General features: G+C 64.1%; 20 protein-coding genes and 2 pseudogenes. 13 read left to right on the forward strand and 9 right to left on the reverse strand.

Features of this window, described 5'->3' with window-relative positions:
* The first annotated feature begins 255 nt into the window (after positions 1-255).
* The 5 genes from dinG to ACSQ9I_RS34320 all read left to right on the forward strand — a co-directional run bounded on the left by dinG (position 256) and on the right by ACSQ9I_RS34320 (position 6,275).
* Entirely contained in the window at positions 256-2,553 is a 2,298-nt protein-coding gene (gene dinG / locus ACSQ9I_RS34300; RefSeq protein ID WP_436316450.1) for an ATP-dependent DNA helicase DinG, read from the forward strand.
* Complete coding sequence (locus tag ACSQ9I_RS34305) at positions 2,550-3,803, forward strand: hypothetical protein (protein ID WP_436316452.1); 1,254 nt, start codon at positions 2,550-2,552, stop codon at positions 3,801-3,803. Before dinG ends, ACSQ9I_RS34305 begins: the two co-directional genes overlap by 4 nt.
* Before the next feature lie 752 nt (positions 3,804-4,555).
* Positions 4,556-5,437: a hypothetical protein gene (locus ACSQ9I_RS34310; RefSeq protein ID WP_436316453.1), complete on the forward strand. Its 882-nt coding sequence runs from the start codon at positions 4,556-4,558 to the stop codon at positions 5,435-5,437.
* Positions 5,438-5,598: 161 nt separating this feature from the next.
* Positions 5,599-5,820, forward strand: coding sequence for a hypothetical protein (locus ACSQ9I_RS34315; protein ID WP_436316454.1), 222 nt, complete (start codon positions 5,599-5,601; stop codon positions 5,818-5,820).
* 5 nt (positions 5,821-5,825) lie between these two features.
* Entirely contained in the window at positions 5,826-6,275 is a 450-nt protein-coding gene (locus tag ACSQ9I_RS34320; protein WP_436316455.1) for a hypothetical protein, read from the forward strand.
* 464 nt (positions 6,276-6,739) lie between these two features.
* On the opposite strand, the gene ACSQ9I_RS34325 is transcribed toward ACSQ9I_RS34320, so the two are convergent.
* The 4 genes from ACSQ9I_RS34325 to ACSQ9I_RS34340 all read right to left on the reverse strand — a co-directional run bounded on the left by ACSQ9I_RS34325 (position 6,740) and on the right by ACSQ9I_RS34340 (position 8,520).
* The gene (locus ACSQ9I_RS34325) at positions 6,740-7,390 is read right to left on the reverse strand and encodes a LysE family translocator (protein WP_436316456.1); all 651 of its coding nucleotides are present in this window, start codon (positions 7,388-7,390) and stop codon (positions 6,740-6,742) included.
* Entirely contained in the window at positions 7,383-7,511 is a 129-nt protein-coding gene (locus tag ACSQ9I_RS34330; RefSeq protein WP_436316457.1) for a hypothetical protein, read from the reverse strand. The genes ACSQ9I_RS34325 and ACSQ9I_RS34330 overlap by 8 nt, the downstream gene beginning before the upstream one ends.
* Positions 7,512-7,595: 84 nt before the next feature.
* The gene (locus tag ACSQ9I_RS34335) at positions 7,596-8,111 is read right to left on the reverse strand and encodes a DUF3237 domain-containing protein (protein WP_436316458.1); all 516 of its coding nucleotides are present in this window, start codon (positions 8,109-8,111) and stop codon (positions 7,596-7,598) included.
* A gap of 10 nt (positions 8,112-8,121) precedes the next feature.
* A complete protein-coding gene (locus tag ACSQ9I_RS34340; RefSeq protein ID WP_436316459.1) occupies positions 8,122-8,520 on the reverse strand; it encodes a nuclear transport factor 2 family protein in 399 nt (132 codons plus the stop codon).
* Between the two features lie 165 nt (positions 8,521-8,685).
* On the opposite strand from ACSQ9I_RS34340, the gene ACSQ9I_RS34345 reads away from it, so the two are divergent.
* Positions 8,686-9,174 (forward strand): winged helix-turn-helix transcriptional regulator, encoded by a 489-nt coding sequence (locus ACSQ9I_RS34345; RefSeq protein ID WP_436316461.1) that lies wholly within the window; start codon positions 8,686-8,688, stop codon positions 9,172-9,174.
* A gap of 332 nt (positions 9,175-9,506) precedes the next feature.
* Positions 9,507-9,623: pseudogene (locus ACSQ9I_RS34350) on the forward strand (DUF4372 domain-containing protein); the annotation flags it as partial.
* A gap of 29 nt (positions 9,624-9,652) precedes the next feature.
* Here ACSQ9I_RS34350 and ACSQ9I_RS34355 read toward each other — a convergent pair.
* Positions 9,653-10,381: a site-specific integrase gene (locus tag ACSQ9I_RS34355; RefSeq protein WP_436316462.1), complete on the reverse strand. Its 729-nt coding sequence runs from the start codon at positions 10,379-10,381 to the stop codon at positions 9,653-9,655.
* A gap of 235 nt (positions 10,382-10,616) precedes the next feature.
* Positions 10,617-11,333 (reverse strand): annotated as a pseudogene (locus ACSQ9I_RS34360) (tyrosine-type recombinase/integrase); the annotation flags it as partial.
* Positions 11,334-11,735: 402 nt separating this feature from the next.
* Between ACSQ9I_RS34360 and ACSQ9I_RS34365 the strand changes: the two are divergent.
* The gene (locus ACSQ9I_RS34365) at positions 11,736-12,962 is read left to right on the forward strand and encodes an MFS transporter (RefSeq protein ID WP_436316463.1); all 1,227 of its coding nucleotides are present in this window, start codon (positions 11,736-11,738) and stop codon (positions 12,960-12,962) included.
* A gap of 445 nt (positions 12,963-13,407) precedes the next feature.
* On the opposite strand, the gene ACSQ9I_RS34370 is transcribed toward ACSQ9I_RS34365, so the two are convergent.
* From ACSQ9I_RS34370 to ACSQ9I_RS34380, 3 genes are all read right to left on the reverse strand, one after another.
* A complete protein-coding gene (locus ACSQ9I_RS34370; protein ID WP_436316464.1) occupies positions 13,408-14,676 on the reverse strand; it encodes a type II toxin-antitoxin system HipA family toxin in 1,269 nt (422 codons plus the stop codon).
* 134 nt (positions 14,677-14,810) lie between these two features.
* Complete coding sequence (locus ACSQ9I_RS34375; protein WP_436316465.1) at positions 14,811-15,272, reverse strand: helix-turn-helix domain-containing protein; 462 nt, start codon at positions 15,270-15,272, stop codon at positions 14,811-14,813.
* Between the two features lie 205 nt (positions 15,273-15,477).
* On the reverse strand, positions 15,478-15,858 hold the full coding sequence (locus ACSQ9I_RS34380) for a Sir2 family NAD-dependent protein deacetylase (protein ID WP_436316466.1): 381 nt from the start codon (positions 15,856-15,858) through the stop codon (positions 15,478-15,480).
* Positions 15,859-16,018: 160 nt separating this feature from the next.
* Here ACSQ9I_RS34380 and ACSQ9I_RS34385 point away from each other — a divergent pair, with 160 nt between their 5' ends.
* Genes ACSQ9I_RS34385 through ACSQ9I_RS34405 form a run of 5 tightly spaced genes read left to right on the forward strand, consistent with a single transcriptional unit; the run spans position 16,019 to position 20,127 of the window.
* Positions 16,019-16,324, forward strand: coding sequence for a BufA1 family periplasmic bufferin-type metallophore (locus ACSQ9I_RS34385; protein WP_436316467.1), 306 nt, complete (start codon positions 16,019-16,021; stop codon positions 16,322-16,324).
* A 28-nt stretch (positions 16,325-16,352) separates the two neighbouring features.
* The gene (locus ACSQ9I_RS34390) at positions 16,353-16,829 is read left to right on the forward strand and encodes a DoxX family protein (RefSeq protein ID WP_436316469.1); all 477 of its coding nucleotides are present in this window, start codon (positions 16,353-16,355) and stop codon (positions 16,827-16,829) included.
* Between the two features lie 15 nt (positions 16,830-16,844).
* Complete coding sequence (locus ACSQ9I_RS34395; RefSeq protein ID WP_436316470.1) at positions 16,845-18,182, forward strand: NAD(P)/FAD-dependent oxidoreductase; 1,338 nt, start codon at positions 16,845-16,847, stop codon at positions 18,180-18,182.
* A gap of 9 nt (positions 18,183-18,191) precedes the next feature.
* Complete coding sequence (locus ACSQ9I_RS34400; RefSeq protein WP_436308121.1) at positions 18,192-18,974, forward strand: 3-hydroxybutyrate dehydrogenase; 783 nt, start codon at positions 18,192-18,194, stop codon at positions 18,972-18,974.
* A 16-nt stretch (positions 18,975-18,990) separates the two neighbouring features.
* Positions 18,991-20,127 carry a patatin-like phospholipase family protein gene (locus ACSQ9I_RS34405; RefSeq protein WP_436316471.1) on the forward strand — a complete coding sequence of 379 codons (1,137 nt, stop codon included), beginning with the start codon at positions 18,991-18,993 and terminating at the stop codon, positions 20,125-20,127.
* The last annotated feature ends 14 nt before the right edge of the window (positions 20,128-20,141 follow it).

The raw sequence follows: 20,141 nt of genomic DNA on the forward strand, positions 1-20,141 counted from the left end.
GCTCGATTCCGGTGCGGGCAAGGCCAAGAGAACCTACATTTGGGGCTACGCGCGTCGCATTCCCGACCGACCTGGGCATCGATCTACACCTGGGCGATCTCAACGACGTCCTGGTGCGGCGCTATGCCCGGCGCATAGTGAACCGGCCGCCCTCGGTCGGCGCGAGAATCAGTCGCCGGCATGTCGATAATCGATCCCATGGCCTCTTCCGCGCCGCAGCGCACCCGTATGATTGCCCAGGAGCGGGATGCCTTCGTGAATACGCCCGCCCACGCCAGCACCGAGGGCATCACGCCCGAACTGCTCAAGAAGGCTCGCAAGCGCCTGGAGTTCCTCTACAGCGAGGTCGCTCGCACCTGGCCCGGCTTCATCGCCCGCCCCGGCCAGCACCAGATGATGCACGCGGCGCTGCTGACTTTCCTCAGCGCCAGATCGCCCGACGACGAGCGACGCCCAGGCAACAACCTGGCGCAGCTGGAGGCCGGCACCGGCACGGGCAAGACGGTGGCCTACTGCCTTGCGGCCATCGTGGCGTCGGAACTGTTGAAGAAGACCGTCATCGTCTCCACGGCCACGGTCGCGCTGCAGGAACAGCTTTTTCACAAGGACCTGCCTCGCCTGGCGCAAGTCGTTCCGGATCTGTGCTTCGACCTTCTGAAGGGCCGCGGGCGCTACCTTTGCGAAAGCCGTCTGGAAGGCGCCCTCAAGGACGAGGCCCAGGAGAGCCTGCCGGGCGATGGCTTCCAGGACGGCTTCGCTGGCACGAGCTGGCAAGCCAAGGGCGCGGAACGTGACACTGGCAAGGCCATGCGCTGGTACAAGAGCGTCGCCAAGAAACTGCGCGGCGGCCAATGGGACGGCGACATCGACAGCCTCGACAAACCCCCTGACCCCGAGGACTGGCGCAGGGTGCAGGCCAACGCCAGCGCCTGCAACGGCGGCCAGTGCGAGCATTTCAAGAGTTGCGGCTTCTTCAGGGCCCGCCGCCGCGCCGCCAGCGCCACGATCCAGGTCGCCAACCACGCGCTGATCCTGGCCACGCTGCAGAGCGACAGCGCCCTGATCGAGCCGGGCAACACTCTGTTCGTGTTCGACGAGGCGCACCATCTTCCGGGCATCGCCGCGGAGCAGTTCTCATATCGGGCACGCTTGGGCACCAGCGCCAACCTCCTCACCGGCCTGCGCACGGTCGCCCATCGCCACAGCCGCGACCTGCCTGCCTCCAGCCGCCCAGACCTCGTGACTCTGGGGGAGGCGATCACCGAATGCACGAACAAGCTGGCAATCCTGGAAGACTGGTGGACCGAGGGCCGACTGGTCAGCGCCGACAAGCCCGTCCACCGCTTCGTCCGGGGCCAGGTGCCCGAGGCCTTGATCCCCGAATGCGAGCAACTGGGCACCCTCCTGCGTTCGATCTCTGCCGTGGTGGCGGGCATCGCGGCCGCGCTGACCGAGCCTGACGAGTCCCGGTCGTCGGCCGAACGGGAAGAGCAGGCGCGCGCCGGGGTGGAGCTGGGTGTGTACCTCGCCCGGCTGGAAGCATTGGAGCGACTCTTCGGCGCCTGGGCTACCCACGACACGGTGCCCTGGGCGAAGTGGCTGCAGCATTGCGCCAACACCACGATCACCAACATGCCTGCCGCAGCGGGCTCGGCAGGCGTGACAGGAATGACGGGCGCGACGGGTGCGGCCGGCGCCGATGTGATGCTGTGCGCCAGTCCGATGACGGCGGCGCAGCACCTCGCACGCACTCTCTGGAAAAACGTCAGCGCGGCAGTCTGCACGTCGGCCACCCTCACCGCCTGCGGCAGCTTCGACTTCTTCGACCGCATGAGCGGAATGAACCGCTTTGCCGACCGACGCGCCCTGGCGGTGGCCTCGCCCTTCGACTACGCAAGGCAGGGCGAACTGCACATTGCGCCGATGGCCAGTTCGCCCAAAGGTCCGGAGTTCTCGGACGAACTTTGCCGAACGTTGCCGACGCTGTTGCGCGAGCACCGGCATGGGCAACTGGTGCTGTTCACCTCGAGGCGCCAGTTGCTGGCCTGTCATACTGCCCTGCCGCCAGACCTGCACGAGCGGGTCCTGGTGCAGGGCGAGCGCTCGCGCACGGACCTGCTCGCGCAACACGGCCGCCGCGTGGCGCGCGGCGAGCGCAGCATCATTTTCGGCCTCCAGTCCTTCGGAGAAGGCATCGACCTGCCGGGCAAGCTGTGCGAGCACGTGGTGATCGACAAGCTGCCGTTCACCCCGCCGAACTCGCCCGTTGAGGAGGCGCTGGCGGAGTGGCTGAGCGCCCAGGGACGCGACGCGTTTGCCGAGATCGCCGTTCCGCGCGCCGGGATGAAGCTGGCCCAGTGGGCCGGCCGCGGGATACGCACCGTGACGGACCGGGCGGTGATCACGGTGTGCGACACACGGCTGGTCACGATGCGCTACGGCCGGGACATCCTGGCGGGACTGCCACCGTTTCGCATCACGAAGTCAAAGGCGCCCCCCGTCTCCGGGGAATCAGCGCGGGCTGTCGACCCCGGTCGAGCCATCATTGGATGAAACGCGAGGCGACACCAGCAACGACTTGGGCGTTTCGCGCCCGCTTTCGCCGTGGCGTCTTCGGTTGGCGCGGCTCCCAGCTCGCGATTTCCCGCATCAACGAGGCGCTGTCCGAGATTCGGGCGGTCGCGCGGCACGATCCGGCGGCTGCGGGCGAAGGCGCCGTCGTGCTGCTGGAAAAGCTCTCGCCGGCCTTGGCCTACGTGGACAGTTCGTCCGGCTCGCTGGGCAGCGCGACGTACTCGGCAGTCCAGGCGCTGGTGCCCCTCATTGCCGGCGCCCCGGTGGGCATTTCCGTTCGCGGGAAGTGGCTCGAGCGGCTATTCGACGCCATCCAGGAGGACGACCCGCCGTACATCGAATCCCTCGGCGATCGGTGGGGCGATCTCTGCGCGACGCCCGAGCTGGCATCGAGTTGGGCCGACACGTTGCTGCCGACGCTGCGGCGCGTCCAAGACGGTCGCAGGACCGGCACCTACGCCTTCTTCTCTGGCACCAGCGTGTGCTACAGCGCCTTGTTCACGGCCGGCCGCCACGACGAGTTGCTCGAACTGGTCGCCATGGACCCGCACCCGATCTGGCCGTACCTGGTCTGGGGCGGTCACGTGCTTGTGGCACGAGGCCAGGTCGATGAAGCCATCGCCTTCGTCCAGGACCGCGCCGGGAGTTCGACCAGCGAGGAGACGGTCGCACGGTTTGCGCAAGACGCATTGCTCAAGGCAGGCCGTCGCGCCGAAGCGTTCGATCGCTATGCACTGTTGGCAAACCAGGCCAACTCGAACCTGTCCACGTTCAGGGCGATCGCCAGGAGGTACCCGGAGCTGGCTCCGGACAAGCTGTTGGGCCACCTCATCGCTTCCACACCCGGGGAGCCGGGCAAATGGTTTGCGACCGCCAAGACCCTGAAGCTCTTCGACCAAGCCACGTCGCTTGCCTGGGCCTCGCCCTGCGATCCGAAGACGCTGACGCGTGCAGCGCGTGATCACGTGGACAGTCGCCCGGCGTTTGCCATGGAAGCGGCCCTGGCGGCGCTGCACTGGATCTCGACGGGCCACGGGTACGAAGTCACCGGGGGGGACGTGATCGAGGCGTGTCGTCTGGCGACCGATGCGGCGCGGCTTTCAGAACGGGTTGCCGATGCCGAGGCCATCATCGGGCGAGTGCTTGCACCCGAGCGGCCGATGGCGCAATGGATGCGCAGTACGCTCGGCATCGGGACGCCGCCGCGCAACGGACAGCGCCGATCCTGATGAGCTTGGCCCGAGAGGAATCTCGCTGGGCCACAGCGTGAGCAATGAAGATGAGCTCGGCTTGGCGCGTTTGGTTTGCATCCACTCATCCGCACTCGCGCAACTTTCTGCGAGCGCCGGCGGCGAAGACCTTGGGCAAGCTGGGCATGGCGCTGGGGCCGGTCGTGGTCGAGCAGATCCATCGGCGCGTGGTGGCATCGCTCAGGAGCACAAGATCGTCCAGGGCCGGCGCATGCGCGTGGACACCACCGTTGTGGGGTTGTTTTCAGTGTCAACGGCAAAGTTCATTTCGATGTTCAAGGTTCGCCATAGGGCCCCTCCCGTCCAGCCGCGCCGCGCGCGGACAAGGCTCGTGTGGGGTATTCCGAGGCCACCCACATAGGTTTCTAGGGTTTACCCTATAATCGACCTGTCTCCTCGGATCCCCATAAGGATCCGCTTCAAGCCCCGCGCAGCAATGCATGGGGCTTTTTCTTTGGCGCGATGCCGGTCCCTCGCTCTAGAGGTGGCACGTGAACTGGTCCCCAAGGATTCGCAGCTTCGCAGTCGGCCTAGCACTGGCGCCCGGCAATGTTCGAGGCCTTCATCTGGGCGCGGGTGGCGCAAGACGCAGCCGCGTCACCTCAGATGCGGAGGGTGATCACGGCGAGGGAGTCGAGTGCCTGAAGGCAGGAGTTCTCAATTTGCCGTGATCGTGGCGTCGTCGGGCTGATTTACAGTTCCAGGGAGGAACAGCCATATCGGACGGGACCATGCACCCGCAGCAACTCGACATCTTCGATCACAGTCGCGACACCGTGCTGTGCAACGACGTCGCGGCCGCCCTTGAGCGTCGCGAAGCCGTCAGCGCCAGATCAGCGTGGGACAAGTTCGCCGAAGAATTTCCTGACCACGACTCCCTGGCACCGCTTTGCGTGCTGGTGGATGCGCTCGAGCAACGCACGGCGACGCCATTCCAGGATCACGAATCCGCGCACCATGCGCGTCGTGCGTTGGGCGAGGTGGTAGAACCGGCAGCACTGCGCATTTTTGGGGCGCGCTCAGGTTCGGCATGGTTGGTCACGCTGTGGCGCGCGTTGGCGCAGCGGGCCTCGCCCCTTCCATTTAGCCCTGAGCGCAGCGATGACCACGCCGCCGCGCTGTGGCTGCGCGCCGGAGATTGGGCCGCGGCGAGCGACGCCGTGGCGCGAATCGAATCGTGGCGCCGAATTCCGGCATCTGTGGCATGGATGGCGGAGACGCGCTACCGCATGCACGATCTCGACGATGCGTGGGGCCTGCTCGCCGAACTCGCATGGCTGTCATGTGATCGATTTGACCAGCTGACCAAGCGGCTCGCCGACCCGTTGCTGGAGAGACTTCGCAAGCGCTTCGATGCGACGTTCGAGGGACATGGTGACCTGCGCGACCTGGCCTGGTTTCCCGCCTGGATCCTCACGGAAAAGCCCGCGTTGTCACGCCAGTTGAGTCAGGCGCAGCGATCGCTTCACACAGAGCCCGAAAAGGCGATGAGACTGCTGCTGGAGATGCTCGGTCTGGAGCGGCAGGGCCGGCACCATGACGTGGTTGCGCGCCGCAAGGCGCTGCGCGACGCCCATCCGTCGGTGTATGCGGCCTATATGAAGACGCGGTGAGCGTTTGGCCCTCCCTCGGTGGTCTGCGCCTCGGACGCGCTATATAAGTGACCCCAAGGCGTTCCACCCAGACTGACAACCGAAACGCATGTACATCGCCGACCTCAGGCACTTCCTCGATCCACGCGGGGCTATCGGCCCAACGAAGGGGGCCGCGCGCGATGGCGCAATTTCACACCGACCTGGTCGCCCATGTGTCGAGCGCGGCGGGAGAAGCCCCGGCCGCGCCGAAATGCTTCAAGTGCAAGAAAGACGAGGTCGAAGCCATCGTCGCCCGTGACAATGCCATTGTCTGGATCTGTCCGAACTGCGGCGTCGAAGGCCGAACTTCGAACTGGCAGGGTACCCTTTGGGATCTGCGCGACCGACCGAGGCGTCGCTGAAGAAGATGGGCCTGTCTTCCAGAATATTCCTGCTTTCGGATGACGACACGTTGCACGCGTTGGCCGGCAGCGCCTTCATGCGCATGCTGCGCAAGGAAGACAACTGTCGGATCCCGGACTTCGCCGGCCAGCGCGTTCGCCAAGCGGACCTGATCGTCGAGGTGGTGGACCGGAAGCCCGCCCAAGTGGTGCACCAAACATTTTGCATCCTCGATTTCGACACTGAAGGTCTACTCGATGTGGAGCGGCTCAACCTCCAGCAGTTCGCGCGGGTGGAGGACTTTGTGGCACAGATGCCGCAGAGCCCGGCACCGTCGGCAGGCGTGGTGGTCGAGGCAGCCAGGCGTTTCATCGCTCAAGGTGGCTCCTGGGAGCCCGACGAACGTCTGCAGGTCCGTTTACATGCGGCAGCGCTCGGAAAGCTGGTGTGCCCGCGTGTGCGGGTCGTTCGATGAGTTCCGAAGGCAACTCATCTGGTAGCCAGGGCTCCTGGCATGCATCAACGTCGCGATGTAGGAGTGGCCAGAGGTGGGTTGGTGGCGGAAGCGAATCGCGTTGGCGTCGTGGGGGGCGTGGCGATCTTCATTCCCCATGAGCGCCTCAGCCGATGGTTGCTTTCAAGCGATTTTGAGGTCCACTGAGCGGCTGCAATGGGCCCTAACCGGCTGTACAGCCTTCTCCGAAGCGGGCGTTCAATTTGGCGCGATGCAACTCTAAGTCGATGTCGAGGCGCCATTTCCTTCGATAACGTCTGCTGATGCGTAAGCGTGGCCTCAAGGCCCTCTAGCGGGATCACGCGGGCGTGAGCAGGATCGCCTGATCATGCTCACACTTGGATGTGTGCATTTAACCGGTACGTGCACACATGGACAAGCGAGTCAGATGGATGTCTGGGTTCGAACGCTTTTTTGGACGGCGGTTAACGAGGAGCAATTTCGGTCAGGGCCAGCTTAATGCCGAATCCGGCGAACATGACGCCCGCCAGGCGGTCCAGCCAATGCAGGCCGCGCTGCACGGCGCCGCAGTGGGCCATCCAGCCGGCAGCCAGCGCCCAGCCGCAGTTGAACGGGAGGGAGTTGAGTTTGAACAGGGTGCCCAACAGCACGAAGGTCCATGCCTTGTTGGGCGCATCCGGTGCAATGAATTGCGGCACAAAGGCCAGGAAAAAGATCGCCACCTTAGGGTTTAGCACGTTGGTCCAGAAGCCCCCGAGGAACACACCCGCCAGGCTAGTGGCCGGCCGCGCCTGCGCCAGGGCGATCATCTCCGCAGTAGCCCGCGGTGCTCTGGCTAGCAGCAGTTTGGCGCCGACCCACAGCAGGTACGCTGCGCCAATCCACTTCAGCGTGGCGAAGGCGGTCGCGGACGTCGACAGCAGCGCACTCACGCCCAGCGCGGCCGCGAAGATGTGCACAAAGCCACCGGCTGTGATGCCAAGCCCCGCCACCAAACCGGCCTTAGTTCCGGACCTTAGCGAATTCGTGACGATGTACAGCACGTCCGGCCCGGGCGTGAGGTTCAACAGCCAGCCGGTGGCGATGAACAGCAACAGGTATTGGGTGTCAGGCATGAAAATTCTCCCGAAGCGCGGTTTCGATCTCAATTAGCCGGATCAGATACGGACCGTATTGCTGCTTATTGGCCGCGAACGCTGCAGCTGCTTGCTCAAGCGCGCGCATCGCGGCTAACATGGGCCAAGACTTATCCCTATGCGGGAGCGAAGCTCGAGACTGGGCCCTGCGCAGCACTGCTCTTCGCGCTATGCGCAGGTCATGTCACAGGATGCAATACATCCGATGATCGATGCGGCCAGGGCCGTATTCGCCGTAGCCGACGGTGACCATTCCGGAAAGCCAGGAGTAGCGCTCGTCGGACGTCTCAAACCTAGGCGTTGGACGGATGTATGTTTCATCAAAGGACAGCCGCTCGCCCTTGGCCAGACGCTGACGGCCATCCGCCGGGTACCTGAGGAGGCCTTGCGAGTCATAGTGAATGAGAACGCCATCATGGGTGCGCAAGGTGGCGCGAACATCCATGCGGCTGATCCCGTCAGCACCGAGGTGGACCCAATCGCCGCCGCCCGGCAGCATTTCGCCTCGGAAGCGGGGGCCTTCGAAGCGTCCGCCCTTGACCACGAAGGTCAAGCGGGTGCCGAGATGGGTCTTGATCACCTGGCCGAGCTCCAGGTCGATGCTGAGATCGCATAGATGCTCGACCGGCAGCGCGTTGATCAATGGTCGATCGAACAGCGGTGTCACGGGAGCGGCGGTGGAGGTTTTTGCGCTCGTCATGTTTTTACCCTCAATTCGCTTCGAGTGCTGCTTTGACTTGAGCAAAATCGAAGAAGGTATCTTTCCTTGTGACAAGTCCAGCGCCATCCACTTCCACGACATCGAGCGCATGGAACTTTCTGGGCTCTTTTCCGGGCGGTTGGAACGTTAGATCCCAATCGAGTGTCCAGTGCTTGTCGCCAAGAAGAAGGCGGCGTATCTCGACGCCGAAATTGGGATAGAGCTCAAACACCCCGGCGAACTCTTTGAGCAGCGCAGCCTTGCCCTTGACCTCTCCGCTACGACCATGCGCCTGAAAGGTCGAGTCAGGCGCATGTAGCGCGACAATGGCTTGGGGATCGTGCGAGAGCCATGCCGCAGCGTAGCGGTCGGCGATTGCGACAAGATTTAGCTTTGTAGCTTCAGACATATTGAAAACCTTTCTGTATCAGTAGCCTCTATTCGCGGTGCATCAGCTGATTCCGCGGCTCGCGACTGGTTGGTAGGCCCTCTCGCGAACACGACAACTATACCTATGATTATCATAGCCACGTGAAATGTGAGGAAGAAAATGGCTAGAAGTGCGTCGCCATCGGTGGCACAGGACACCCTCTGCCCGGTCGCGTTGGCTCAGAAGATCGTCGGCGACCGCTGGACAGTTCTGGTGCTGCGCGAGTTGTTCCTCGGGAGCCATCGCTTCGAGGAGATTCAGGCGCAGATACAGGCCACGCCACAGATGCTGGCGGGTCGGCTGAAGAAACTCGAATCAGACGGAATGATCGAACGCCGGCCGTACAACACAAGGCCGCTGCGGAACGAGTACTACCTCACCGAGATGGGCATCGGGTTTTACCCCGTATTTCTGGCATTTCGCGCGTGGGGTGAGACTTGGTGCAAGTCCAGGAAGCAAGAGGTGGCCATTCGCTACACGCACGTTCCGTGCGGAAAGGATCCGGGATTGGGTCCGATGTGCCAGGAATGCGGGAAAGAGATGCGCAGGGAAGAACTTTCCGCGACGCTTAGCAAGTCGTTCGACGCTGAGCGACACGAGCGCAAGGAAGCATTCAAACGCAATCAAGTCTGACTCGCTTCCTTTAGCCCCGGCGGCCACCCAAAGTGCCCTCTTTCCGGTGGTGAGACCCTCGAGCGACACGTGCTTGACGTGGTCGAGGGTCGGGATCGTCAGGCCAGCGGCGCTCATCGATGCGGCAACAATAGATCAATGTCGCGCGCCGGGTGTGTCGGCAGGCGCGTGAGCACGTCCCTGATATCACTACTGTCCGGTTAAATGACCCGCGCCGAACCTGAGATCAAGCACTGGCGCGGGCCGCAGGCCGATTTTGTTTGGTGCCGACTTGAACGTCGATCGCGAGGAACCGCGTACTTTCCGGGGTCTGACAGCCCTGGGGAGCACGCGTGTACGTCGGCAAGACCTTGTTCGCTCAACTCATGGAGTTCGTTCCATGGACCAGCTTCGCCCGAATCGTGAATCGCTATGGTGGCAACTCGGGCGTTCGCACACTGACCTGTGCCTCACCCCGACCGTTTCGATCGGCGCGGCGTCAATCGCAAGCTTGCCGCTTTGGCTGCGCCATTCCACGAGAGGTGTGCAGATGAAGGTCATCATCCAGATTTGCATTGAGGGGGCAGCGTCGCGCGTAGTCACGACGACCGACAGCACTGTGCCGATCGCAGCTGGCAAGCAGACGCCTCACCTGCGCAGCCGAAATCGACCTGGGGATCCCCGTCATCGACCAGTTTGCTACCGTTGGAACGCAGGCATGAAGGTCGCCACAGATGTCGCCGCGATAGCGCCCGTACTGCAAAAACGATCGCAGCGCCGAGGTCACGATCTTGGCACGCTTGGGATGCTGCAAGCGGGCAGCCTCGGCCTGCACAAAGCGAACGATGTCAGCGGCGCCGAGTGCGCCCAGCCGAACCTCCGCTTGCCCAAAGGTGTGTTCGAGGAAACGCCCGACCGCATCGCCGTACAAGCGGATCGAGGCGGCGGCCAGCCCGCGCTCGCGCTGCAAATACCGCTCGAACTCCTGTCGCGCTCGGCGAGCCGGCGTCGGCTCAGACAGCGGTTCGCGTTGCGCCGTCCGTCCATCGGTCGCACAGCACGTGACGAAGCCGCACAGGGTAAACGTGTCGCCGCGCCTTCGACGTCGACGCAGCCAACGCTCACCAAGGTACTCGGCCACATGTTCGACCGAGACACGGCAGCCGCCGATTCCGCGCTGATCGAGCCAAGCCACGAAGTCCTTTACCAGCCGGATCGACGTCTTCATCGACGCAGGCGCGTATCCATGGGAGCACATCTGCCCGGCAAACACCTGCGCATACGCAAGCAGCGACCCTTCCTGCGCCTGCGGGCGCGGATGCTCGAATGTCTGAGTCACGATCATCTCCAGTTGCGCCACGGGGCGTGGCTGGCGATGAAACTATGCCGAGCGAAGTTCGACAACTGGCCCTTACCACGCCGCGTCGATGGGTCCGACTCGGCATTGCCAGGGACCCGGGATAGTGGCGCAGCGTGTGCATGGAGACGCGCTTGTCAATCTTGGCCGCCTCTGCGGCGTCGTGGACGGCGCGGTTGAGTTGGCGGGCAGTCAAGGGATCGACGGGGTTCATGCCGGGGAACAGCCAACCGTTGGGCAGCATCTTGCCGTGCGCGTGCGCATATCGCCACCAGGCGCGCAGCCGTTCCAGCAGGACGGGCGAGAGCATGGCGTAGCGATCCTTGCGCCCCTTGCCTTGATCGACGCGCAAGGTCATGCGCTGGCTGTCGATGTCGCCGACCTTCAGTGCAACGATCTCGCTGACCCGCAGTCCTGTGCCGTAGGCGATGGACAGTGCCGTCTGGTACTTCAGGTTGGCGGCCGCGGCAATAAGGCGTGCGACTTCGTCGCGGCTCAGAACCACCGGCAACTTCTGGGGCACGTGCACGTAGCTCATCCTCGCCATCAGTTCGCCACGGTCGAGCGTGACGTCGAAGAAGAACTTCAAGCCGGTGATGGTGGCGTTGAGCGTGATCGGCGAGACGCCTCGATCGACCATGTGCAACTGGAAGCGCCGCAGATCCTCCGCGGTGGCTGTGTCGGGGGAACGCTGCAGGAAGCCGGCGAGATACCGCACCGCTCGAACGTAGGCAGCTTGCGTCTTGGGTCCGAGCTTGCGCATGCGCATGTCGTCGAGCATGCGTTGGCGCAATGCAGAGACTACTGGTGTCGTAGGGGTCATGATCGTGCTCCTGTCCAAGAACGAGGCCGATTGCCTCGGCCTCAACATAGACAGGGACGCGATACTTGAAAAACGACCGGCCGCCGCAGCCGACTACCGCGCGAGCGGTTTAGTCCTCGGGCCCAAAGCTCCGATGCAGCGACCGGCTACAGTCGGCCCAGGAGAAGACATTCGGCAATGACCGATTCGAGGCGTCGTGGCGAGCGGGTTGGATGTTCTCAACCCGAATTCACTGAATCGACGACGGCAACGGTCGTAGCATTCATCTTGGAGTCCATCGAGCGGGCAGCCACCAGCAAGCCGGCGCCTGCGGCTCATATCAAACGTTGGGCGGCGCACCTATGCAACGACAACTCCACTGCAGATCGGCCCCATCGTGCGCTTTTGCGAAGGAGCACGACGATGAACTGCAACGCCCTTGAAGAAGGGAGTCCTGGTCGCTGGCAGATGCTGGTATTGCTCGCACTCACACTCGTTTTGTCGATGACAACGTGGTTCTCGGCCTCGGCGGTGATCCCCCAACTGCGGCATGAGTGGCACCTTTCCAACAACGCCGCTGCATGGCTGACGATCGCCGTTCAACTCGGCTTTGTGTGCGGCGCGTTGGTCTCGAGCTTCCTGAATGTTTCCGACATTGTCTCGCCGAAGCATGTGATCCTTGGCGGAACGATCGGTGCTGCCACCGCGAACGGGCTCCTGGAGCTCGCTGGCGCCGGCGACATCGGAATCGCGCTGCGCTTCGCAACAGGGTTTTTCTTGGCGGGCGTGTATCCCCCAGCCCTCAAGTTGATGGCCACATGGTTCCGGAGAGGCCGAGGAGTCGCGCTCGGAATCCTCGTCGGAGCGATTGTCCTGGGACAAGCGATGCCTCATCTCATCAACGGGCTCGGCGGGCTGGATTGGCGCGTGGTGATCTACATGACCTCCGCTCTGACGTTGATTGGGGGTTTGATTGCAGAGTTCGCGGTGAAGGAAGGTCCCGCTCCTTTCCCGACGGCGACATTCGATCCCACGCAGGTATGGCGCGTATTTGCCAACCGCGGCGTCCGGCTGGCTTCATTCGGCTACTTCGGCCACATGTGGGAGTTGTTTGCGATGTATGCGTGGTTCATGCTGTTCTTCTCCGAGGCGCTGGTAGCCCGAGGGACGACTGTGGGCTCGGCTGCCGCCTTCGCGACATTCGCGGTCATTGCCGTTGGGGCATTGGGCTGTTGGGTGGGCGGCATCCTTGGAGATCGCTGGGGCAGGACCAGAACTACCGCGCTGATGATGGCTATATCCGGGAGTTGCTGCATTCTGATCGGGTTGCTGTTCGGCTCTTCCCCATGGCTGCTGCTCATCGTCGGCTTGGTGTGGGGCTTTACCGTCGTGGCCGACTCGGCGCAGTTTTCGGCGATGGTCACCGAGCTTGCCGACCAATCTTATGTAGGAACAGCTTTGACACTGCAGCTTGCCGTTGGGTTCATCCTCACGATCGTGACGATCTGGCTGATCCCCTTAGTCGCAGATGCCTTTGGATGGCGGTGGGTGTTTGCGTTCCTGGCCCCAGGTCCCGCTCTCGGCGTGCTGGCGATGCTCCGGCTTAAATCTTTGCCTGAATCGGCTCGCCTCGCCGGAGGGATCGGCTAGTGGCCCGCCAACGTGTACGAGAAACTTGTGATGCGGCGGATCGCTCGACGCGCCGTCTAACAATGCGCTCCACCGGACGCCGGAACGCGCCACTGGGCTTGTTCTTGAACGTATCCTGCAGGGCCCAAATCTGAAAACTTGAATCTCCACTTCGAGCCCAGAGCTCCGGCGTGATCCGGCCAAGAGCATCCGCTCGCGGGTCGGCTAAAGTTTGCCCGCAAGCGCTCAGAGCGGACTGGTCCTGGGCCAGCCATCATGTCAAACGTTAAGCATCTCTGAAACACCCTGAGCGTCACCAATCCGAGTGGCGGCTACAGTCGGCCAGAAGCCGACCGTCGCGCCGGTCCTCCAATGTCTGCTGATTCGGACGGCCCGGGCCGGTGCTCCCGTTTGCCTGCGATTCCTTAACGGAACGGCCAGGCTGTGAGGCGGACCTCTTCTTGTGTCAATCGAGCAGCAACAGCTGCTTCTGGCGGTCGACCATCTCGTTCTCAGGAAGGTCCGCGGACTCGGCGAATTGCGGCCACTGCCGGATGGCTTCGCGCACCTGCTCGATGACGTCGTTCGCGGTGCCAACTTTGAACCGGTCCGCCTCCGCCAGCAGGTCTTCGACTTCGAAACCCTTGAACTTTCCGTTCACCGACATCAGGTGCTGGCTGGTCCATTCGCCCGTGGGATTGTGAGCGAAGGTGACGTCGTAGGCCGGCGCGAATTCCCAGGTGGCGCTGCCTTCGCGAAGCAAGAAGGAGAAGTTCTTCGTGTGGTCGTCGCAGTTGCGGCCCATCACGTTGAACACCATCCGCCGGAACGCTTCCTCCATGTCCTCGTAAGGAAGGTTCAGTTGCGTCATCGCCGAGAAGAGCTGCGAATAGGCATTGGTGCCCTTCTTCTTGTAGTCGACATGAGACATCGCGCAGAGCGTCTGCATGTGATTGCGGCCACTCATGCCTTCCCGGTCAAAACGCCGGGTCATGAAGTGTGCGCGGCCGTTCTCCTTCAGGAGCCGGCAATCGGTCATGTCGATGCCGGCGGCGCGCGCCATCAGGTGATAGGCGTACTCGACGCGGCCATAGTTCTGCGAGGCGCCAAGCTCGTGGTCGTCGCCCATTCCATCGAACTTGAGCAGCCAGTGTTCGAAGCCGTCCGGAGCCTCCAGCTGGCCCGAGCGGATTTCGTCGGTCTTCGGGTTCCACGCAATGACGGCTTTCGCCCGCGCGCCGCCGGCGGATGTGCCGACGTCGATGATGCTGCGCAGGGCGGCGTTTGCATGGTCATCGTCGTCCATGACGCCCGTCACAGCCTGACGCGCCTGCTCGACGAGTGAACTGAGTTCGATGGAGGTGGGCTTGTGCGTCGCCGGGCCGCGCGCGGGCTTGAATACCAGCGCACCCATCGCGCGATTGCTCATGTAGGCCAGCCGGTCGAGCGGCGTGACGTTAGGGGCCGCGATACCGTGGTCGGCCATATAGCGGTTGATGAGCGCATTGCCGAAGTCATCGGGCAGCGCGTCGCTGAGCATGGCCGGCAGTCGCTTGTACGTAGCTTCCGGAAGGTCCGTGAAAATGTAGCTATTTTCCGACAGCGGCATCTGCAACGGCGACGGGTCAATGCCGCTACCGGCGAACTCCGGCGTGTAGTTGAAGACGTAGAAACCGTATGCCGGGTCGAGCGTCACCGAGCCGATATGTGTCTGCCACAGATGCACTTCGACCACGCCGACGTGCTTGAAGGGCTTCTTCGCTGCTGTTTTCTTGGCCGGGGCCTTCTTCGCCGCGGAAGTCTTCTTCGCTGCCGTTTTTGTTGTAGTCCTCTTCGTGACCATACGATTCCTTCAAGAATGCGCTATTGCTATTCAGGCTTTTTTCGGGACTTGGGCGGCTGCTCATTCGCTTGATTTGCGGTCGCGAGCAGGCGCCGGGCTGCATTGAGTTCGACCGGTGAGCCAGGCGCCGGTTGACCCTCGCCTTCGGCGAGCTTGGCGGTGGCGAGGAGCCGTTTGGCCGCGTTGACCTTGACCGTGGGACTTGTCGCGCGTACGCGCTTTGACGCTCGGCTTGTCAGGGTCAACGGATTGACGGTCGCCACTGGAGCTACCGTCTGCAGCCATGACTCACGGCCGAGCGCGCGCACGACGCTCAACAGCGTCTTGACGGTCGAGCCTTGGCCGGCCTCGATGTTGCGCAAGGCACGCACGCTCACGCCGGCGCGCGCCGCGAGCGTCTTCTGGTCCCAGTTCTTGTTGAGCCGGAGCCGCTTGAGCTTCTCGCCCAGGTCGAGTTCCAGCTCGTCGAGTGTCTGACTGGCGGTCATCTTGAAACTCCTCTATGCACAAGCATCACAAACGCCCTTATGTTGCCTCCAAACAAGGGAAAACACATATAAGCGCCCTTTTTGTGCCTCTATTGTATAGCTCTCACGCTGATTGGTCAAGTTTCACAAGAGGCATGTTTGGGGCGTTTAATGGCACTTTATTCTACTAAGAGGCATAAATACGCCTCTTGTGTGAAGCAGTGTATCAGCTTGCCATGAGCTGCAAGAGCAGCCGCTTGAGCTGCGCCAGGCCGGCTGCCGCCGTCGCGCACACATTCCGTCCGTAATAGCGCTGGTCCACCAACTCCGGATTCACCTGCCAGACAAGTTCGTCGTCCGCGCGCCAGGAAGGCACCAGCATGTCGACCGGAATGACGCGCAGGGACGTCCCAATGATGAGGAGGATGTCCTCGGCGCGCAGCCGCTCCAGCTCTTCTGCCAGGATGTGATAGCCCGGGCTAGTCTCCCCGAAGAACACGATTCCCAGCTTGACCGGCTCAACGTCTCCGCAGCGCGGGCAGACAAGTGTCGGGGCGATTGGCGCCGGCCCGATGCTGAACTTGCGGAAGCAGTTGTCGCACAGCATCCTGGAGCGGCCGCGGGCAGCATGTGACCGAATCGTGAACTTTCATTGATGGCCGCGTGAGACGCGGTGGCCAGACTTGCTTCCGGAGCGGTACCCGATGCGATTCAGCGTCGAGCCGATCCGCCAAGTCTTCCACCTCAACCGTCCACAGGAGTTTCAAATGAACGCAAACCATCAACTGGTCCACGGCGCCATCGCCAGCCTGCTCGCGCTGGGCCTCGGCGCGGCCAGCACCGGGGCCTTCGCGCAGAAGGTCGCAACCGAGAAATGCGCCGGCATCGTCAAGGCCGGTAGCAATGACTGCGGCACGAGCAAGAGCTCGTGCGCCGGCACCTCGACGGCGGACCGCGACACGGAAGCCTGGATCTACGTCGCCAAGGGCACCTGCGCGCGGATCGCCGGCGGCACCGTGACCAACAAGCCCGAGAACGTGCACGGCGGCGCTGCCGCCGCGAAGAAGGGCTGAGGAGTCCGCCGTGCACTACGCAGGCCCCATGCCTTCCAGGCACGCCGCCCGTGCCGACCTGCGCTCACGCGCGATCGCGCGGCTCCGCGCCGCCAGCCGCGGCCTCCAGGCGCTCTCGCCGACGGTCGATCTCGCCGTGCGGCTCTTCGTTGCCAGCGTGTTCTTCAAGTCGGGACTGACGAAGATCGCCACCTGGTCATCGACGATCTCGCTGTTCGAGAACGAGTACGCGGTGCCCTTGCTGCCGCCGGAGGTCGCAGCTTTCCTGGGCACCGGCGTCGAGCTGCTCTTCCCGGTGCTGCTGGTGATCGGACTGGGCACGCGCTTCTCGGCCTTCGTTCTCTTCGTGTTCAACATCATTGCCGTCGTCTCCTATCCTGACCTCGGCGATGTGGGGCTGCGCGATCACCAGACCTGGGGCCTGCTGCTGCTGGTCACCCTGCTGCACGGGCCGGGCAAGCTGTCGCTCGACTATCTGGTCGCACGGCGCTTGCGCGCGTCATGACCCCGGGAGCGCGCCATGTCCACTGAGAAGAACATCGTCATCGTCGGCGGCGGCTTCGCCGGCACGACACTGGCGCGCTCGCTGGAGCCGCGGCTGCCGCAGGGATGGCGCGTCGTGCTGGTCAGCGAGGAGAGCTACACCACCTTCAATCCGATGCTGGCCGAGGTAGTGGGCGCCTCGGTCTTCCCCGAGCACGTGGTGGCGCCGATCCGTCAGATGCTGCGCGCAGGCACGCGCAGCCAGTTCGTCATGGGACGCGTCACCGGCATCGACCCCGATCGCCGCTGCGTGCGTGCCGGCACGCTCGCCGGGTTCCAGGACATCGCCTACGAGCACCTGGTGCTCGCCTTCGGCACGCGCGCCAATCTGGACCTGGTGCCCGGGCTGGCCGAGCATGCGCTGCCGCTCAAGCTGGTCGGCGACGCGATGTTCATCCGCAACCGCGTGCTGCAGCGCATCGCGCGCATCGAGCTCGAAGCCGACCCGGCGCTGCGGCGGCGGCTCGGCCACTTCATCGTCATCGGCGGCGGCTTTTCGGGCGTCGAGGTGGCCGGCGCGCTGGCCGACTTCCTGCGCGGCACCGGCCGCTACTACCCGCGGGTCAAGGCGGAGGAACTCAAGGTGACGGTGATCGAGAACGCCGATCGGTTGCTGCTCGAGCTGCCCGAATCGCTGGGACTGGCCGCTGCGCGCTCGATGCGCGCGCGGCACATCGACGTCCGGCTCAACGCGCGCGCCGCCGAAGTGAGTGCCGATGGCGTGAGGCTGGCGAGCGGAGAGACCATCGCCGGCGCGACCGTGATCTGCACCATCGGCACCCGGCCCAATCCGCTGGTCGGGGGCCTGCCAGTCCCCAAGCAGCGCGGGCGGATCGAGACCGCGCCCGACATGTCGATCCCGGGGGCAGCGGGGCTGTGGGCCCTTGGCGACTGCGCACTGGTGCGCAATGGCGTGACGCAGCAGTTCGCGCCGCCGACCGCGCAGTTCGCCGTGGCGCAGGCGCGCGCGCTGGCGCGCAACATCGTCGCCGCCATCGAGGGCCGTGCGACGCAACCCTTCAGCCACGCATCGAAGGGAATGATGGCGGCCACTGGCCACCTGAAAGGCGTGGCCAGCGTGTTCGGCCTGCGCCTGCGCGGACTGCCGGCCTGGCTGCTATGGCGCGCCTACTACCTGCTCCTGATGCCTACGGCGGGCCGCAAGGTCCGCATCTGGCTCGAATGGACGTGGAGCATGTTCTTCGCGGCCGACATCACGCACCTGCGCTTTACGCGAACCAGCGAGGCCGACGTGGACGTGGCACGGCCCGTCGCCGAAACCGTTCAGCCGTCCCAACCCCAACCCCAACCCTAGGAGCCTTCCATGCTCAAGCAGAAATCCGCCATCGTCACCGGCTCCACCAGTGGCATCGGACTGGGCATCGCCCGCGCGCTGGCCCAGAACGGCGCCGACATCCTGCTCAACGGCTTCGGCGACGCGCAGGAAATCGAGTTCACGCGCGCCGAGCTGCAGCGCCAGTTCGGCATCAAGGTGCGCTATTCGGGCGCCGACATGAGCCGGCCCGAGCAGGTGCGTGCGATGGTCGAGTTCGCCCAGGCCGAGTTCGGCAAGGTCGACATCGTGGTCAACAACGCCGGCATCCAGCATGTCGCGCCGATCGAGGAGTTCGCCGACGACAAGTGGGATGCGGTGATGGCGATCAACCTCTCCTCGGCCTTCCACGTCATCAAGGCCGTCGCGCCAGGCATGAAGGCGCGCCGCTTCGGCCGCATCATCAACGTCGCCTCGGCGCACGGGCTGACCGCGTCGCCCTTCAAGTCGGCCTATGTCGCGGCCAAGCATGGGCTCATCGGCCTGTCCAAGACGGTGGCGGTCGAGCTCGCCGAGTTCGGCGTCACCTCCAACACCATCTGCCCCGGCTACGTGAAGACGCCGCTGGTCGAGAAGCAGATCGCCGACCAGGCCAAGGCCCACGGCATCTCGCCCGAGGAGGTGGTGCGCAATGTGATGTTGTCTCACCAGGCGCGCAAGGAGTTCATCCAGGTCGAGGAGCTGGCGGCGCTGGCCGTGTTCCTGGCGTCCGACGCGGCCGCCTCGATGACTGGCACCGCGCTGGCCATGGACGGCGGCTGGACGCTGCACTGAACAGAGGAAGAAGACCATGACGAACTCACGCAAGCCGCGCGCCGCGGCCGGCAACCGCGGCCGCAACGGCGAACTTCCCGGCCAGGTCGTTCTGGTGCTGCAGGGCGGCGGCGCGCTCGGCGCCTACCAGGTCGGCGTCTACCAGGCGATGCACGAAGCCGGCATCGAGCCCGACTGGGTCATCGGCACCTCGATCGGCGCCATCAACGCGTCGCTGATCGCCGGCAACAGCCCGGAGCACCGCCTCGATCGCCTGAACGCCTTCTGGGACCTGATGCAGGCGTCGACGCCCACCACTCGCATCCCCGATTGGATGGGCCTGGGCAACATGGTGTCGAACATGGCGACCGTGATGCGCGGCATTCCGGACTTCTTCACGCCCAACCTGCATGCGCTGCGCGGCTCGGCCGCGCCACTCGGGGTCGAGGCGGCCTCCTACTACAGCACGGCGCCGCTGCGCGGGACGCTGCAGTCGCTGGTGGATTTCGAGTACCTGTGCCAGTGCCACACGCGCATGACCGTCGGTGCCGTGAACGCCTGCAGCGGCGAGATGCGCTACTTCGACACCAGTCGCGAGCCGCTCGGCGTCGACCACGTGATGGCCTCGGGCGCCCTGCCCCCGGCCTTTCCCGCGGTGCGCATCGACGGCCAACCTTACTGGGACGGCGGCATCTACTCCAACACGCCGATCGAGGCCGTGCTCGACGACAAGCCGCGCCGGGACGCGGTGATCTTCGCCGTCAACGTATGGCACCAGACCGCGCCGGAGCCCGGGTCGATCTGGGAGGTGATGGCGCGCCACAAGGATATCCAGTTCGCCAGCCGCGCCGACAGCCATATCGCGCGCCAGAAGCAGATTCACCGGCTGCGCCACGTGATCCGCGAGCTGCACAAGCAAATCCCGGCCGCGAAGCAGGCCAACCCGAAGGTGCGCGAGCTGGCCTCCTGGGGCTGCGGGACGACGATGCACGTGGTGCACCTGGTCGCGCCGCGCGTGGAGGGCGAGGACCACACCAAGGACATCGACTTCACGCCGACGGGCATCCGCACGCGCCGGCAGGCGGGCTACGCCGACACGCTGCGCATGATCGGACGCACGCCCTGGGAACAGGCTGCGGCCGATCCCATCGAGGGCGTGATCGAGCACCGCTGAGCCTGGAAGAAAAG

The sequence above is a fragment of the Variovorax sp. LjRoot84 genome (assembly GCF_964254305.1).
Taxonomy (GTDB): domain Bacteria; phylum Pseudomonadota; class Gammaproteobacteria; order Burkholderiales; family Burkholderiaceae_C; genus Variovorax.

Coding starts and splice junctions, on each gene's coding strand:
- ACSQ9I_RS34340 (WP_436316459.1), bottom strand. CDS start 8,520: ATGTCTGAAGCTACAAAGCTAAATCTTGTCGCAATCGCCGACCGCTAC.
- ACSQ9I_RS34375 (WP_436316465.1), bottom strand. CDS start 15,272: ATGACCGCCAGTCAGACACTCGACGAGCTGGAACTCGACCTGGGCGAG.
- ACSQ9I_RS34325 (WP_436316456.1), bottom strand. CDS start 7,390: ATGCCTGACACCCAATACCTGTTGCTGTTCATCGCCACCGGCTGGCTG.
- ACSQ9I_RS34400 (WP_436308121.1), top strand. CDS start 18,192: ATGCTCAAGCAGAAATCCGCCATCGTCACCGGCTCCACCAGTGGCATC.
- ACSQ9I_RS34310 (WP_436316453.1), top strand. CDS start 4,556: ATGCACCCGCAGCAACTCGACATCTTCGATCACAGTCGCGACACCGTG.
- ACSQ9I_RS34330 (WP_436316457.1), bottom strand. CDS start 7,511: ATGTTAGCCGCGATGCGCGCGCTTGAGCAAGCAGCTGCAGCGTTCGCG.
- ACSQ9I_RS34405 (WP_436316471.1), top strand. CDS start 18,991: ATGACGAACTCACGCAAGCCGCGCGCCGCGGCCGGCAACCGCGGCCGC.
- ACSQ9I_RS34355 (WP_436316462.1), bottom strand. CDS start 10,381: ATGAAGACGTCGATCCGGCTGGTAAAGGACTTCGTGGCTTGGCTCGAT.
- ACSQ9I_RS34315 (WP_436316454.1), top strand. CDS start 5,599: ATGGCGCAATTTCACACCGACCTGGTCGCCCATGTGTCGAGCGCGGCG.
- ACSQ9I_RS34320 (WP_436316455.1), top strand. CDS start 5,826: ATGGGCCTGTCTTCCAGAATATTCCTGCTTTCGGATGACGACACGTTG.
- ACSQ9I_RS34305 (WP_436316452.1), top strand. CDS start 2,550: ATGAAACGCGAGGCGACACCAGCAACGACTTGGGCGTTTCGCGCCCGC.
- ACSQ9I_RS34385 (WP_436316467.1), top strand. CDS start 16,019: ATGAACGCAAACCATCAACTGGTCCACGGCGCCATCGCCAGCCTGCTC.
- ACSQ9I_RS34380 (WP_436316466.1), bottom strand. CDS start 15,858: ATGCTGTGCGACAACTGCTTCCGCAAGTTCAGCATCGGGCCGGCGCCA.
- ACSQ9I_RS34395 (WP_436316470.1), top strand. CDS start 16,845: ATGTCCACTGAGAAGAACATCGTCATCGTCGGCGGCGGCTTCGCCGGC.
- ACSQ9I_RS34365 (WP_436316463.1), top strand. CDS start 11,736: ATGAACTGCAACGCCCTTGAAGAAGGGAGTCCTGGTCGCTGGCAGATG.
- ACSQ9I_RS34335 (WP_436316458.1), bottom strand. CDS start 8,111: ATGACGAGCGCAAAAACCTCCACCGCCGCTCCCGTGACACCGCTGTTC.
- ACSQ9I_RS34390 (WP_436316469.1), top strand. CDS start 16,353: ATGCCTTCCAGGCACGCCGCCCGTGCCGACCTGCGCTCACGCGCGATC.